The following is a 16,472-nucleotide window of genomic DNA, read 5'->3' as shown; positions in this document are numbered from 1 at the left end:
TCAGATCTAGGCTTTTTTATTGGACTTTCTTGAAACAGGTTTCCTGATGCGACGGGAAACGTTAACCCATTAGGGATTGCAGGCTTTCTTGGCTGCTGAAGCGTTTTACAAAGAAATCTAAGAAGACACTGATGTTGGTGGCCAGTTGGCGTCGGCTCGAATAAACCCCGTAAACCTTAAAAGGTTCAATCGGCCACTCCTGTAAAATCGGTACTAGCTGTCCATTAGCAAGTTCAGTCTTACAGGCTGAATTGGATAACATGGCGATGCCAAAATCATCTATGGCTAATTGCTTCACCATTATCGGGCTGTTGACCCTCACTTTACGCTGAAAGTTAGCCATGGTTTTACGCGAACCTTTACCCAATGGCCAAATTGGTGCTGAGCGAGAAGTCCCCAATAAAATCCCACTGTGCAGGCTGAGTTCCTTTGGGGTCGCGGGTGTGCCTTTGAGTTTTAAGTATGCAGGGCTTGCCACTAAAATTGGCTGGCGTTCAAACAGTAATCTTGCGACTAAGTCCGACGATTGAAGTGGACCATATTTGATGGCTATGTCATATCCTTCACCGACTAAACCAATATCGTTGTCGGTAAACTGGACATCCAATTCAACATTGGGATATAAACGCATAAATCCGCTACAGAGGTTAGCGATAAGTTCTTGGCTAAATGACACTGGGATTGCAATGCGTAATGATCCTGACACATCATCGTGAGTATTCTCGATAACTGCCTTGGCCGCTTCTACCTCATTGCGAATCGAATCACAGTGTTGATAAAAGAGTGCCCCGATTTGGGTCAAACTCAAATTACGGGTGTCGCGCTGTAGTAATCGCACGCCAAGTTGTTCTTCTAGCTGCGCGATTTTGCGACTTATGGTGGATTTTGGGTGGCCGGTTTCACGTGCAGCTTGGGAGAATCCCTTCGCTCTAACTACGGCTGCAAATAGCATCATACCGTTTAAATCTGGCATGTTATTCCCACTGTCTCATATTTGGAACAAAGCGTCCTATGCAGTTTAATGGCATTTGACGGGATAACAAAGTTATATTTATTGGCTAAAAATTTTCAGAGGCTAAGCAGAGGATCTTTTGATGACCAGCAATAATCAGCCCAAACACATGACTCAAGCCCAAACGCCCGATCCGCTTTTTTTACAGGCCGAGCATTTGGCAAAAGATTTTTCTCTGTTTCCTAAGCACAGTAAACAGAGTTTATCGGAAGAAATTAAAGGTCTTTTAAATGAGGATGCTATTCAAGCAAACTTAAAAGACTTGGCATCTTTAGATGTCGACGGTTACGTTGCTAAAGTGATCCAGCCGACCCAAGATAAAGGTCGTCCTGGTGCAAAACGTATTATTGCCGATCTTAAAGGTCGTTTGATTACGGAAACTCACTTGGGCTCTTTTTACAGTGCTGAGGTCGAGCTGAACTTTGGTTCACGCACTCGTCGTATTGGCTTTATTGCCCAAGAACGCACTACCGCTAACGGTGCTTGGATGCCTGAGCATCATTACGCCGCTTGTAAAGCAATTCGTCATTTCGCCGAATTGTCTATGCCTATTATCTATTTAATTGATACCCCAGGGGCGGATGCTGGCGAAATCGCTAACAGCCAAAACCAAGCGCATTCAATTTCTAAAGCCATCGCAGAAAGTGCCAACGTTGACGTACCGACAGTCGGTATCGTAATTGGTGCTGGTTATTCTGGTGGCGCAATTCCATTAGCGGCGGCGAACATTCTGTTGTCGTTGCGTGACGGTATTTTCAACACGATCCAGCCACAAGGTCTGCAAAGTATTGCCCGTAAGTACAACTTATCTTGGCAAGAATGTGCGAAATCTGTGGGTGTATCACCAGAAGAGCTTTATACCTCAGGTTGTATCGACGGTATCATCGACTTTTCACCAGGCGATCGCGACGAGCGTCAGCACAATCTGCGCCGCGCTATTATTAGCAGCGTAGAAGCGGTTGAGCGTGCAGCGATGAATTTTGTGCGTGAATCTAAAGATTTACGTGAGCATTATGATCGCAGTTTAACTCGTTTCCTTAATCCATCTAAAAACTTGATGGCTTTGGAACTGAATGCAGAATTGGCTGTGGCAACGAGCCCGACCAGTCACCATAACTTGTTCGGTAGCGCCTATCGCTATTTGCGTTATTTAACGCTACGTAGCCGTATCCATTCTATTTCTCAAGAGCAATATGGTCGTCTGTCACGTGCTAGCGTGCCAGAAGGTGATCTGTTGGCACGTATTCAACAGGAACAAGACCGTGTGTTCCAAGCTTGGTTGTCTAACCCTGACAAGCTAGTTTATGACGAAGATTTGAATAAATTGTGGACTAACTTTGTCGCTAAACGTGACGAAGTCTCTACCGAGCGTAACATGCTGACACGTTTGATTTTGGGTGAGCCAAAAGAGAACTATAAAAAAGCACGTAAGGCGTTGTTATTCAACATCAGCTGGTCTTTGTATCATCGCTGGAAGAGCAATGCGGCTAACAACTTTAAAGGGCTGATTCAGCACTTAGAAAGTTTGCCAAAGTCTGTTACTCAAGCTAAATGGCCTGAGCTGAATCAGCTGACTGTGCTGGATGTGGTGGTAAATGAAGAACTGCGTGAAGACTTTATTTGGCAATGCCATAACATTCTGATCTTCAATGCCTTGTATGACAACGTTGTGGGCAGCTTAGCGTCAATCGCGAAAGAAGCCATGATGTCGAAGAGTTTGTCACGTAACTCAGTGAACAACCTGTTGCACAAGTCAATTGACCATGCATTGTCGACGCAAGATACCTCGAACGACAAAGCTAAGTTCTATAAGTGGCTCAAGTATTTTATGGGTCAATCGAACCGCGCCGATTTGTTGGTGCGAGTAGAGCAGTGGAAGAGTGTGGGTTTCCCACAACTTAACGACAGTCTATTCGTGGTACTGACTTACTTCTTCGAGCGTTTACTGCCTGAGTATTTCGATAGTGAAAGCGATACCAGCAAGTACACTGGCGCGATCAACCCTGTGCGTATCGGTCGTCGTAAGGACTTCTGGAACCGCTTGACCATGGGTTATCAAGATCTATTGATCCAAAAAGTGCTACGTGACGAAAAACGTAAAGGCAACATGACTTGGGAAAATGTGGTGAAGCAGTTCTTTACCCATTTCGAAGAGATCAACGGCGACAAAATGTCGGCTAACTTGCTCAACTTCCCAGGCTTCCGTTTATCGATTGAAGACGCATTAGATAAAGGCATTCGCCCATGTGGTTTGATCACAGGTATTGCTGACTTTAAAGAAAAAGGTCAAAAAGTGCGTGTGGGTGTGGCTGTGTCTAACACCGCATTCCAAGCGGGTGCATTCGATATGGCCAGTGCTGAGAAATTCTCTGCACTATTAATCGAGTGTGCTAAGCGTAAATTACCCGTTGTGTGCTTTATCAGTTCAGGCGGTATGCAGACTAAAGAAGGCGCCGCGGCGCTATTCTCTATGGCTGTGGTGAACGACCGTATCACGCGCTTTATTCGTGATAACGAATTGCCAGTACTGATGTTTGGTTTTGGTGACTGTACCGGTGGTGCGCAGGCGAGTTTTGTGACTCACCCATTGGTGCAAACTTACTATCTGTCTGGTACTAACATGCCATTCGCAGGTCAAATGGTGGTGCCAGCGTACTTACCATCAACGGCAACGCTGTCTAACTACTTGTCAAAAGTACCTGGCGCAATGGCGGGCTTAGTCCATAACCCATTCAGCGACAATTTAGACTCTCAGTTAGCGGGTATCGATCCTCTGATGCCAATGCCTTCGGCAAAAATTAACGACGTGATCATCAATGCACTGTCGACCTTAGTGGTTGAAGCTACTGTTGAAGAAGAAGTGATCGTGCAGAACGATCCACGTAAGTTAATGAAGCCAATTAACAAAGTATTGGTTCACGCCCGTGGTTGTACAGCTGTAAAACTTATTCGTAAGGCGCATGACAATAATATCAATGTGGTATTAGTGGCGTCTGATCCAGATATGACGTCAGTCCCCGCGGACATGCTCAAAGAAACCGACAAGTTAGTTTGTCTCGGTGGTAACACATCGGATGAAAGTTACTTGAACGCATACTCTGTGCTGAAAGTAGCCGAATATGAACAGGTTGATGCATTGCATCCAGGTATCGGTTTCCTATCAGAAAGCCCGCAGTTTGCTGCATTGTGTGTGAATAACGGTGTTAACTTCGTCGGTCCTAGCGTGCATTCAATGACGACTATGGGTAACAAGTCGAACGCAATTAAGACATCGCAAGCGCAAAACGTACCTGTTGTGCCTGGTTCGCACGGTATTCTGACCAATGCTGAACAAGCCGTAAACGTGGCGAGCGAAATTGGCTATCCAGTATTGCTTAAAGCGGTACAAGGTGGTGGCGGTAAAGGTATTCAGGTTGTAAAACGTCCTGAAGACATGATTGGTTTATTCCAAAAAACTGCAACCGAAGCAGCTGCAGCCTTTGGTAACGGTGACTTGTACTTAGAGAAATATGTGACATCACTGCGTCACATCGAAGTGCAGTTACTGCGTGATAAGTTCGGCAACGCGAAAGTATTAGGTTTGCGTGACTGTTCGGTTCAACGTAATAACCAAAAAGTGGTCGAAGAATCTGGCTCAACTATGTTGCCGGATGAGCTGAAGCGACAAGTGCTGGCTTATACCCGTGCCTTAGGCGACGCGACCGATTACATGGGCGCAGGTACCGTTGAGTTCATCTATAACTTAGATGCAAACGAAGTCTACTTCATGGAAATGAACACGCGTCTGCAGGTTGAGCATCCTGTTACGGAAGCGACTTCAGGTATTGATATCGTTAGTGCGCAGTTTGATATTGCCGCTGGCCGTTCAATTGCAGCGTTAGAGCCTAAAGAAATTGGTTATGCGATGGAAGTACGTGTGACGGCTGAGAAAGCGGCGCTCGATAGCCATGGCATACTGCAGCTGATTCCTAATCCGGGCAAGATCACTGAGTGTGTGTTCCCAGATCATCCCGATGTGGAAATCATTTCGATTGCTGCGCCAGGTAAAGAAGTATCGCCATACTACGATAGCTTGATTGCGCAAATCATCATGCGCGGTGAAAACCGTGAGGATGTGATTGCCAAACTGTACGAATACTTAGACAGTGTAGTGCTGAAAGGCATCGCGACTAACATTCCGTTGCTCAAGCTGATCTTGAAAGATGGTACTTTCAACGAAGGTGTTTACGATACTAACTATCTGCCACGCTTAATGGCCGAGCTCGATATTCCTGCGTTGATCGCAGAAATGGAAGCTGCCGCTGAAACTGTGGAAGTAGACACTGAATCACTGCGTGTTGGCGAAAGTAACGAACTGAAAGTGTTAGCCCAAGGCGCAGGTATCTTCTATACCTCTTCTGCACCGGGTGAAGCGGACTTCGTGAAAGAAGGTGACATAGTCACCGTTGATCAAACACTAGCACTAACAGAAGCGATGAAGATGTTCTCGCAAGTGACCTTAGCTGGCTTTAACCGCCAGAGTGCGATTCTGTACCCTGAAGATAAGAAGTATCGTATAGAGCGCATCCTGAACAGCAATGGTCAGCAAGTGTCTCAAGGCGACTTACTGTTCGTGGTCTCGCCTGTTGAAGAATAAGCTCAGCGTTTAGCGCCATAGCTGAATGAGATAATACCCGCCATTGGCGGGTATTTTTTTGCTTCTAAATTATTGCCACTAAATTTCCTGTCACTAAATATAGGTAAGCAAACATGCCACTCTTAATGTGCATGACGTCTTTGATAAATCAACTTAGCTTTAATAGATAAACATATCGCTAACAAGTGGCCAATCTCAGCTCTGTGCAATACGACCTGTATCTCTGATTAAGTCGGCAAAGAGTCTCTTTAATCTATCGTTTGCCCATTTATTAGAACAAGCTGCATCAAGAATCCACCTCTGGCCTCGAGAATCAACGGAATCTCCATGCTTTATTCGTAGTATATAGAGGCTCATCAAACCTCATTTTAAGTTGAAACTGAGTCTAAAATGAGCTGTGTGTGGATAACTTTGGGGGTAAGTGGTGGGTATGATGTGACTAGATTAGATAATTAGAATTAACTGCAAATTTCCTTAAAATAGGGGTTGCACAAAATCTCCTGCTGCCTATAATGCGCATCCACTGACACGGCAGACAGCGTTAAGCAGCCTGATGTGACGGTTCATCGATGAGTTTACTGATTGATGAGTGTTGAGAAAGTTTGCAAAACTCCTTGACGCGAAACGGGAAATGCGTAGAATACGCAGCCCTAGCCAACCAACTGGAAGCGTTCGACGCTCAGTGTGGTACTCAAGTTCTCTTACGAATATTGAGTTGCTCTTTAACAAGATAAAACAAGAAATCTGTGTGGGCACTCACAGGTGTTGAGTTAATCGAAACTGCTTAGCCTTCGGGTTGGCAGTCAAAATTTAAATCAATGTAACAATGAGTGTTCATAGTAATATGTACAGTTTGTTTCTTTAGTTAGAAACAAAAAATCAGAATTCATTGAGCCGCTGAAGTCGCAAGACGGAAGCAACAAAACTTTAATTGAAGAGTTTGATCATGGCTCAGATTGAACGCTGGCGGCAGGCCTAACACATGCAAGTCGAGCGGCAGCACAAGGGAGTTTACTTCTGAGGTGGCGAGCGGCGGACGGGTGAGTAATGCCTAGGGATCTGCCCAGTCGAGGGGGATAACAGTTGGAAACGACTGCTAATACCGCATACGCCCTACGGGGGAAAGGAGGGGACCTTCGGGCCTTCCGCGATTGGATGAACCTAGGTGGGATTAGCTAGTTGGTGAGGTAATGGCTCACCAAGGCGACGATCCCTAGCTGTTCTGAGAGGATGATCAGCCACACTGGGACTGAGACACGGCCCAGACTCCTACGGGAGGCAGCAGTGGGGAATATTGCACAATGGGGGAAACCCTGATGCAGCCATGCCGCGTGTGTGAAGAAGGCCTTCGGGTTGTAAAGCACTTTCAGTAGGGAGGAAAGGATGTAGTTTAATACGCTATATCTGTGACGTTACCTACAGAAGAAGGACCGGCTAACTCCGTGCCAGCAGCCGCGGTAATACGGAGGGTCCGAGCGTTAATCGGAATTACTGGGCGTAAAGCGTGCGCAGGCGGTTTGTTAAGCGAGATGTGAAAGCCCTGGGCTCAACCTAGGAATAGCATTTCGAACTGGCGAACTAGAGTCTTGTAGAGGGGGGGGGGTAGAATTCCGTGTGTAGCGGTGAAATGCGTAGAGATCTGGAGGAATACCGGTGGCGAAGGCGGCCCCTCGGACAAAGACTGACGCTCATGCACGAAAGCGTGGGGAGCAAACAGGATTAGATACCCTGGTAGTCCACGCCGTAAACGATGTCTACTCGGAGTTTGGTGTCTTGAACACTGGGCTCTCAAGCTAACGCATTAAGTAGACCGCCTGGGGAGTACGGCCGCAAGGTTAAAACTCAAATGAATTGACGGGGGCCCGCACAAGCGGTGGAGCATGTGGTTTAATTCGATGCAACGCGAAGAACCTTACCTACTCTTGACATCCAGAGAATTCGCTAGAGATAGCTTAGTGCCTTCGGGAACTCTGAGACAGGTGCTGCATGGCTGTCGTCAGCTCGTGTTGTGAAATGTTGGGTTAAGTCCCGCAACGAGCGCAACCCCTATCCTTATTTGCCAGCACGTAATGGTGGGAACTCTAGGGAGACTGCCGGTGATAAACCGGAGGAAGGTGGGGACGACGTCAAGTCATCATGGCCCTTACGAGTAGGGCTACACACGTGCTACAATGGCGAGTACAGAGGGTTGCAAAGCCGCGAGGTGGAGCTAATCTCACAAAGCTCGTCGTAGTCCGGATTGGAGTCTGCAACTCGACTCCATGAAGTCGGAATCGCTAGTAATCGTGGATCAGAATGCCACGGTGAATACGTTCCCTGGGCCTTGTACACACCGCCCGTCACACCATGGGAGTGGGCTGCAAAAGAAGTGGGTAGCTTAACCTTCGGGGGGGCGCTCACCACTTTGTGGTTCATGACTGGGGTGAAGTCGTAACAAGGTAGCCCTAGGGGAACCTGGGGCTGGATCACCTCCTTACCTATACGACTAACTTAATGTTTGTTGAGTGTTCACACAGATTGCTTGTTTAGCTTCTCTTAGGAGAAGTCAGAGCTAAATGCGCCGCGAGCCGGTACGCATTGTTCTTTAACAATTTGGAAAGCTGATAGTATTTAATTGCATGAGTCTGTCATGTGATTAATTACAAAACGTTTAATGCGAAAGCATTGAACATGAGTTCTCAAACACTTTATTAAGTGTCTTGAATATTCAAAAGTAAATTATTCTTTATTGAATAGTTTACGTCTAAGGCGCGTCCACTTCTTTGGTCAGAAGTGAGACAAGTAAAACCAAGCTGGTCGCAATGCGACTCAGGTGAGTGAAACTCATTTGGGTTGTATGGTTAAGCGACTAAGCGTATACGGTGGATGCCTTGGCAGTCAGAGGCGATGAAGGACGTAGTAACTTGCGAAAAGCGTTGGCGAGCTAGTAACAAGCATTTGAGCTAACGATGTCCGAATGGGGGAACCCAGCAGCATAAGCTGTTATCGCAACATGAATACATAGTGTTGCGAGGCGAACGAGGGGAACTGAAACATCTAAGTACCCTTAGGAAAAGAAATCAACCGAGATTCCCCTAGTAGCGGCGAGCGAACGGGGATTAGCCCTTAAGTCAGTGGGGTGTTAGTGGAATGCGTTGGAAAGCGCAGCGGCACAGGGTGATAGCCCCGTACATGAAAACTAACCATTGATGAAAACGAGTAAGGCGGGACACGTGACATCCTGTTTGAATATGGGGGGACCATCCTCCAAGGCTAAATACTCCTGACTGACCGATAGTGAACCAGTACCGTGAGGGAAAGGCGAAAAGAACCCCTGTGAGGGGAGTGAAATAGAACCTGAAACCGTATACGTACAAGCAGTGGGAGCGGTTCTTGAGACCGTGACTGCGTACCTTTTGTATAATGGGTCAGCGACTTACATTTTGTAGCGAGGTTAAGCGAATAGCGGAGCCGTAGGGAAACCGAGTGTTAACTGCGCGTTTAGTTGCAAGGTGTAGACCCGAAACCCGGTGATCTAGCCATGGGCAGGTTGAAGGTTGAGTAACATCAACTGGAGGACCGAACCGACTAATGTTGAAAAATTAGCGGATGACTTGTGGCTGGGGGTGAAAGGCCAATCAAACCGGGAGATATCTGGTTCTCCTCGAAAGCTATTTAGGTAGCGCCTCGAGCGAATACCATTGGGGGTAGAGCACTGTTAAGGCTAGGGGGTCATCCCGACTTACCAACCCTTTGCAAACTCCGAATACCAATGAGTACTACTCGGGAGACAGACGGCGGGTGCTAACGTCCGTCGTCAAAAGGGAAACAACCCAGACCGTCAGCTAAGGTCCCAAAGTACTAGCTAAGTGGGAAACGATGTGGGAAGGCTTAGACAGCTAGGATGTTGGCTTAGAAGCAGCCATCATTTAAAGAAAGCGTAATAGCTCACTAGTCGAGTCGGCCTGCGCGGAAGATGTAACGGGGCTAAGCTAGTCACCGAAGCTACGGGTGCACAGTTTACTGTGCGCGGTAGAGGAGCGTTCTGTAAGCCGTTGAAGGTGAAGGGGTAACCCACGCTGGAGGTATCAGAAGTGCGAATGCTGACATGAGTAACGATAAAGGGGGTGAAAAACCCCCTCGCCGAAAGACCAAGGGTTCCTGTCCAACGTTAATCGGGGCAGGGTGAGTCGACCCCTAAGGTGAGGCCGAAAGGCGTAATCGATGGGAAACAGATTAATATTTCTGTACTTCCGCTAACTGCGATGGAGAGACGGAGAAGGCTAGGCTAGCGCGGCGTTGGTAGTCCGCGTTTAAGGTGGTAGGTGGTGTTCTTAGGCAAATCCGGGGACACGTACTTTAATGTACACACTGAGAGCTGATGACGAGGTCCTAAGGGACTGAAGTAGTTGATGCCATGCTTCCGAGAAAATCTTCTAAGCTTCAGGTTAGTGGGAATCGTACCCCCAAACCGACACAGGTGGTCGGGTAGAGAATACCAAGGCGCTTGAGAGAACTCGGCTGAAGGAACTAGGCAAAATGGTACCGTAACTTCGGGAGAAGGTACGCTCCTGTTGGTGATGAGACTTGCTCTCTAAGCTGACGGGAGTCGCAGATACCAGGTGGCTGCAACTGTTTATCAAAAACACAGCACTGTGCAAACTCGCAAGAGGAAGTATACGGTGTGACGCCTGCCCGGTGCCGGAAGGTTAATTGATTGGGTTATCGCAAGAGAAGCTCATGATCGAAGCCCCTGTAAACGGCGGCCGTAACTATAACGGTCCTAAGGTAGCGAAATTCCTTGTCGGGTAAGTTCCGACCTGCACGAATGGCGTAATGATGGCCACGCTGTCTCCAGCCGAGACTCAGTGAAGTTGAAATTGCGGTGAAGATGCCGTATACCCGCGGCTAGACGGAAAGACCCCGTGAACCTTTACTATAGCTTGGCACTGAACATTGAACCTACATGTGTAGGATAGGTGGGAGACTTTGAAGTTGTGACGCTAGTCATGATGGAGTCGTCCTTGAAATACCACCCTTGTAGTTTTGATGTTCTAACCTAGGTCCCTTATCGGGATTAGGGACAGTGCCCAGTGGGTAGTTTGACTGGGGGCGGTCTCCTCCCAAAGAGTAACGGAGGAGCACGAAGGTTGGCTAAGTACGGTCGGACATCGTACGGTTAGTGCAATGGCATAAGCCAGCTTAACTGCGAGACATACACGTCGAGCAGGTACGAAAGTAGGTCATAGTGATCCGGTGGTTCTGAATGGAAGGGCCATCGCTCAACGGATAAAAAGGTACTCCGGGGGATAACAGGCTGATACCGCCCAAGAGTTCATATCGACGGCGGTGTTTGGCACCTCGATGTCGGCTCATCACATCCTGGGGCTGAAGTCGGTCCCAAGGGTATGGCTGTTCGCCATTTAAAGTGGTACGCGAGCTGGGTTCAGAACGTCGTGAGACAGTTCGGTCCCTATCTGCCGTGGGCGTTGGATGATTGAAGGGAGCTGCTCCTAGTACGAGAGGACCGGAGTGGACGAACCGCTGGTGTTCGGGTTGTCATGCCAATGGCATTGCCCGGTAGCTACGTTCGGAATCGATAACCGCTGAAAGCATCTAAGCGGGAAGCGAGCCCTAAGATGAGTCATCCCTAGGAATTTAATTCCTCTAAAGAGCCGTTCGAGACTAGGACGTTGATAGGCATGGTGTGTAAGCGTTGTGAGGCGTTGAGCTAACATGTACTAATGACTCGAGAGGCTTAACCATACAACCCAGATGGGTTTTACTGAAAATGTTCCAGACATTTTCTAGCACTTCCTCCTTCCATGGAGGTCGTACGAAAGCCTTAGACAGAATACAGATACTTGATAAAGTTTGAACTCAAACAAAGCAAATCAGCTTTCCGAATTATTATTAACGTGGTCCAGAGATGGACACGGTAATAAACAGAATTTGCTTGGTGACAATAGCCTTGTGGAACCACCTGATCCCATCCCGAACTCAGAAGTGAAACGCAAACGCGCCGATGGTAGTGTGGGGTCTCCCCATGTGAGAGTAGGTCATCGCCAAGCGCCTAATTATCTCATTGAGATGTAACCAAGCCAGCTGAATAAGCTGGCTTTTTTGCGTCTGTAATTTGTGAAATCCAGCCTAGTGTCTATTCAATTAGTCAGTTTTCCTCCTATTTTTCTCTCGATAATCCCTTTTTTACCTTCCACGATACGAATAATTTGCACCATTTGGCTTTATATCAATTCTATTAATATCCGCGACAACTGTTCTATCAGATTCAGTTCCGGAGAATAAGGCTGCAGTTTTATCTCAGATTATAAAATCTTCTGCCATCTTTATTTGATGCCCCCGCACAGTCCATCATGATCGCGGTATAGCGGCCAAAGAACGTAGCTGTAGAAGTTAAGGCGAGGTGCAGCTGCATATAATCGCGGTTTGCAAAAGGCGCTGTGATGGCTTTGGATGGCGAGTAAGGGGGGTTATTTAGGATAGTCCTGCTGATGAAGCAAGCGATAAATATTGGCTTTTTTAAATGTGATACCAAACTCAGATTGAGTGAATTTAGGACTGAGTGAACTTAGCAACGTTCTTTCCCATCAACTGATCACCTTATGAAGATAAGTTTTGCTGATGTACGAAGGCGTTAAGACACAATGGACAAACGAGCGTTTCGTATAAGCAATGATGGGAATTGGTATTGTGTGGTTTTCACGTATACACTTTTTTACATTCCCCATCTAGCATCAGCTTTTAGGTTGAAATTTCAATGGAATTGCGTGGCTTATTGAGGTTAGTGTCGCTATTGCTGTGTATGCCATTACTGGTGAATGCGGATCGTTTCCTGGTGTCTAGTACTAAACTTGCGGATCAAGATGTTAGCGTCAAGTCTGCTGTGATAGTCCGTTATTGCGTTGATCCTGATTGGCTGCCCTATGAAGGAATACGAGAAGGTAAGCATCTGGGGATTTCATCGGACTATATTCGTCATGTTGAGTCACATTCTTCCCTTAAGTTTCAGCTAGTGCCGACATCTTCTTGGACCGAAACTTTATCTTTTTTGCAAAGTGGTCAGTGCGATTTAACCCCTATGTTGAATAAAACGCTAATACGCGAGACTTATCTGCACTTCAGTGATGTCTATTTCCGCTCACCAAATGTGCTTGTTTCACTTAAAGAACAGCCTTTTCTGCAAGGATTGGAGAATATCAATACGCGTATTTTAGCCGTGCCCAAAGGTTATCGTTTAGCTGAGTATATTCAGCATTATTATCCTCAGATAGAGATGCTTACTGTTGCCAGTGAACCTGCGGGATTGCAGTCGGTTCTGGATAAACGTGCAGATCTGTTTGTTGGGTCAATGTTTTCGGTTAACGCTTACATTCAACAAATGGGATTTGAACATTTAAAAATTGCGGGTTGGGGCGGGCCGGAAGATGAGTTACGGATGGGGGTCGCTTATGGTCAAGAGTCCTTGTTACCTGTGATAAATAAAGCCTTAAACACTGTGAGTGAGCAAGAGCGGATCACGATTTATCAGAAGTGGAATAATGTGACTGTGATAGATGAGACTAACTATTCGCTTGTGTATCAAATTATCTGCGCTACGTGTCTGTTGCTCCTAATGTTGGGGGCGAGAACTTACTTTATGAGTCAATATAATCGAAGATTAACCGATAAGAATAAACAGTTGGAAACTTTACGCGAACAGCTTGAAGCGTCAAATGCCGAACTCGAATTTTTATCTACCCACGACCCCTTAACTAAATTGTATAACCGACATTACTTTAATCGCTTTTTTATTAATAACGAGCAGCATGATAAATCTGCTGGGGCAGGCATGTGCCTTGTAATGATTGATATCGACTACTTTAAAGAGATTAATGACACGCTAGGGCATAACGTCGGCGATCGCATTCTTGAGCAAGTGTCACAGGTATTACAGCACTGTGTGCGTGATTCTGATGTGGTTGCACGTTGGGGTGGCGAAGAATTTGTTATCCTCTGCCAACAGTCATCATTGCCATTAGTTGAAAGCTTGTGTGTGCGGATTGCGCAGAGGATTAACAATTATCAATTTACTGACAATGTTCACTTAACTTGTAGTTTTGGTGTCGCTAAGCTCGCAGAAAACGAACCTATACAATTGTGTTTTGAGCGGGCAGATCGAGCCCTTTATCGTGCTAAAGCACAAGGGCGTAATCAAATGTGCATCGACACGTAAGGGTTTACTCAAGACTGATTTGTGGTTATTTGGCTAAAAGACTGCGATTGAAGTGAGTCGCGGATGTCATCTCTATTTTGGAGATAGGTATAACATGATTGTTCTAGCATCCATGCTTGCAGGTTAATGTTTGATGTTTGTACTGACGATATGATAGAAATCCCTTGAAAATCGCCTTATCCCATTAAAATGAGGTTTATTTAACGGTTTTTATTGATTGAGTGAAAAATAAGCTAAAGTGTTTTACTTATCTGTTTTAGTTCGTGTTTATGGCTATTTACCTAAATTATTACGCGACTTTATCGTGAAAAAGTACTCTAGCCATTTGCGCCGAGCAGGGTTCCAATTTACAATATGCGCCTAAAATAATCTGATGTGCGGTGTGTCGGTGTTTGTCGCATACTCCGTCTACTTCTTAAACTACTCATTAAAGTTGAATCATGACCGAATTATCCAAATACAGAAACATTGGTATCTTCGCTCACGTTGACGCGGGTAAAACCACGACCACCGAGCGTATCCTTAAGCTAACCGGTAAAATCCATAAAATCGGTGAAGTTCACGATGGTGAATCTACCACTGACTTCATGGTACAGGAAGCTGAGCGCGGTATTACTATTCAGTCCGCTGCTGTAAGTTGCTTCTGGAAAGATCACCGTTTCAACGTTATCGACACCCCAGGACACGTTGACTTCACCGTTGAAGTTTATCGTTCTCTGAAAGTGCTTGATGGCGGTATCGGTGTATTCTGTGGTTCAGGCGGTGTTGAGCCTCAATCAGAAACTAACTGGCGCTATGCGAACGAATCTGAAGTTGCGCGTATTATCTTCGTAAACAAGTTAGACCGTATGGGTGCTGACTTCTTACGCGTTGTTAAGCAAACTAAAGACGTATTAGCTGCAACTCCACTGGTTATGGTTCTGCCAATCGGTGTTGAAGACGAATTCACTGGTGTTGTTGACCTATTAACTCGTAAAGCATACGTGTGGGATGATTCTGGTATTCCAGAAAACTTTGAAGTATTAGACGTTCCTGCTGATATGGTTGACATGGTTGAAGAATACCGTGAAATGCTGATCGAAACTGCAGTTGAACAAGACGATGCAGTGATGGAAGCGTACATGGAAGGCGAAGAGCCATCTATCGAAGACATCAAGCGTTGTATTCGTACTGGTACTCGCAAACTAGCATTCTTCCCAACATACTGTGGTTCTGCTTTCAAGAACAAAGGTATGCAACTGGTTCTTGATGCTGTTGTTGATTATTTACCAGCACCAGACGAAGTTGATCCACAACCATTGACTGACGAAGAAGGCAACGAAACTGGCGAATTCGCTATCGTTTCTGCTGATGAGCCATTAAAAGCGTTAGCGTTCAAAATCATGGATGACCGTTTCGGTGCCCTGACTTTCGTACGTATCTACTCAGGCCGTCTGAAGAAGGGTGATACCATCCTGAACAGCGCGACTGGCAAAACTGAACGTATCGGCCGTATGTGCGAAATGTACGCTGACGACCGTATTGAAATTGAATCAGCTCAAGCTGGCGACATTATCGCTATCGTGGGTATGAAGAACGTTCAAACTGGTCACACTTTATGTGACGTGAAACACCCAGTTACCTTAGAAGCTATGGTGTTCCCAGAGCCAGTTATCTCTATCGCAGTAGCGCCAAAAGATAAAGGCGGTTCTGAGAAAATGGGTATCGCAATCGGTAAGATGATCGCTGAAGATCCATCATTCCGCGTAGAAACTGACGAAGATTCAGGTGAAACCATCCTTAAAGGTATGGGCGAACTTCACTTAGATATCAAAGTAGACATTCTGAAGCGTACTTATGGTGTTGAATTGATCGTAGGTGAGCCACAAGTTGCTTACCGTGAAACCATTACTCAAATGGTTGAAGATCAATACACTCACAAGAAACAATCAGGTGGTTCTGGTCAATTCGGTAAGATCGAATATATCATCCGCCCAGGTGAGCCAAACACTGGTTTCGTGTTCAAATCTTCAGTTGTTGGTGGTAGCGTTCCGAAGGAATTCTGGCCAGCAGTTGAGAAAGGTTTCGCGAGCATGATGAACACCGGTACTATCGCTGGCTTCCCAGTGTTAGACGTTGAGTTCGAATTAACTGACGGTGCATTCCACGCAGTTGACTCATCAGCAATCGCGTTCGAAATCGCTGCTAAAGGCGCTTTCCGTCAGTCTATCGCTAAAGCTAAACCACAACTTCTTGAGCCAATCATGAAAGTTGACGTGTTCAGCCCAGATGACAACGTGGGTGATGTGATCGGTGACTTAAACCGTCGTCGCGGCATGATCAAAGACCAAGTTGCTGGTGTGACAGGTGTTCGCGTTAAAGCTGACGTACCGTTATCAGAAATGTTCGGTTATATCGGTACTTTACGTACAATGACTTCTGGTCGTGGTCAGTTCTCTATGGAGTTCTCACACTACAGCCAATGTCCAGCTAGCGTAGCTGAGAAAGTTGTTGCTCAAGTTAAAGAACGTAAGGCTGCTGAAGCTAAGAAGTAATTCTTAACTTAGCTAATAAAAACCGCTGTCGGCCTCTAGGCTCGCAGCGGTTTTTTTATGGGCGAGATCCAACTGTAA

General features: G+C 46.3%; 4 protein-coding genes and 3 rRNA genes. 6 read left to right on the top strand and 1 reads right to left on the bottom strand.

Translation table 11 applies throughout. The features are described from left to right. Nucleotides 1-61: 61 nt before the first annotated feature. Nucleotides 62-973: a LysR family transcriptional regulator gene (locus HQQ92_RS16170; protein ID WP_105251501.1), complete on the bottom strand. Its 912-nt coding sequence runs from the start codon at nt 971-973 to the stop codon at nt 62-64. A 121-nt stretch (nt 974-1,094) separates the two neighbouring features. Between HQQ92_RS16170 and HQQ92_RS16165 the strand changes: the two genes are divergently transcribed. The 6 genes from HQQ92_RS16165 to fusA all read left to right on the top strand — a co-directional run bounded on the left by HQQ92_RS16165 (nt 1,095) and on the right by fusA (nt 16,394). After that, a complete protein-coding gene (locus HQQ92_RS16165; protein ID WP_105251502.1) occupies nt 1,095-5,648 on the top strand; it encodes a biotin carboxylase N-terminal domain-containing protein in 4,554 nt (1,517 codons plus the stop codon). 928 nt (nt 5,649-6,576) lie between these two features. After that, a 16S ribosomal RNA gene (locus HQQ92_RS16160) occupies nt 6,577-8,124 on the top strand. Nucleotides 8,125-8,486: 362 nt separating this feature from the next. Next, nucleotides 8,487-11,393 (top strand): 23S ribosomal RNA (locus HQQ92_RS16155). A 189-nt stretch (nt 11,394-11,582) separates the two neighbouring features. Beyond that, nucleotides 11,583-11,698: ribosomal RNA gene (gene rrf / locus HQQ92_RS16150) — 5S ribosomal RNA — on the top strand. The 16S, 23S and 5S rRNA genes sit together here, the layout of an rRNA operon. 707 nt (nt 11,699-12,405) lie before the next feature. Then, a complete protein-coding gene (locus tag HQQ92_RS16145) occupies nt 12,406-13,860 on the top strand; it encodes a diguanylate cyclase (RefSeq protein ID WP_173246758.1) in 1,455 nt (484 codons plus the stop codon). Nucleotides 13,861-14,300: 440 nt separating this feature from the next. Continuing rightward, nucleotides 14,301-16,394: an elongation factor G gene (gene fusA, locus HQQ92_RS16140; RefSeq protein WP_105251504.1), complete on the top strand. Its 2,094-nt coding sequence runs from the start codon at nt 14,301-14,303 to the stop codon at nt 16,392-16,394. Nucleotides 16,395-16,472: the final 78 nt, after the last annotated feature.

Source organism: Shewanella sp. DC2-4 (genome assembly GCF_013248875.1).
Classification (GTDB): domain Bacteria; phylum Pseudomonadota; class Gammaproteobacteria; order Enterobacterales; family Shewanellaceae; genus Shewanella; species Shewanella oncorhynchi.
This window is presented reverse-complemented; position numbering and strand designations above follow the sequence as displayed.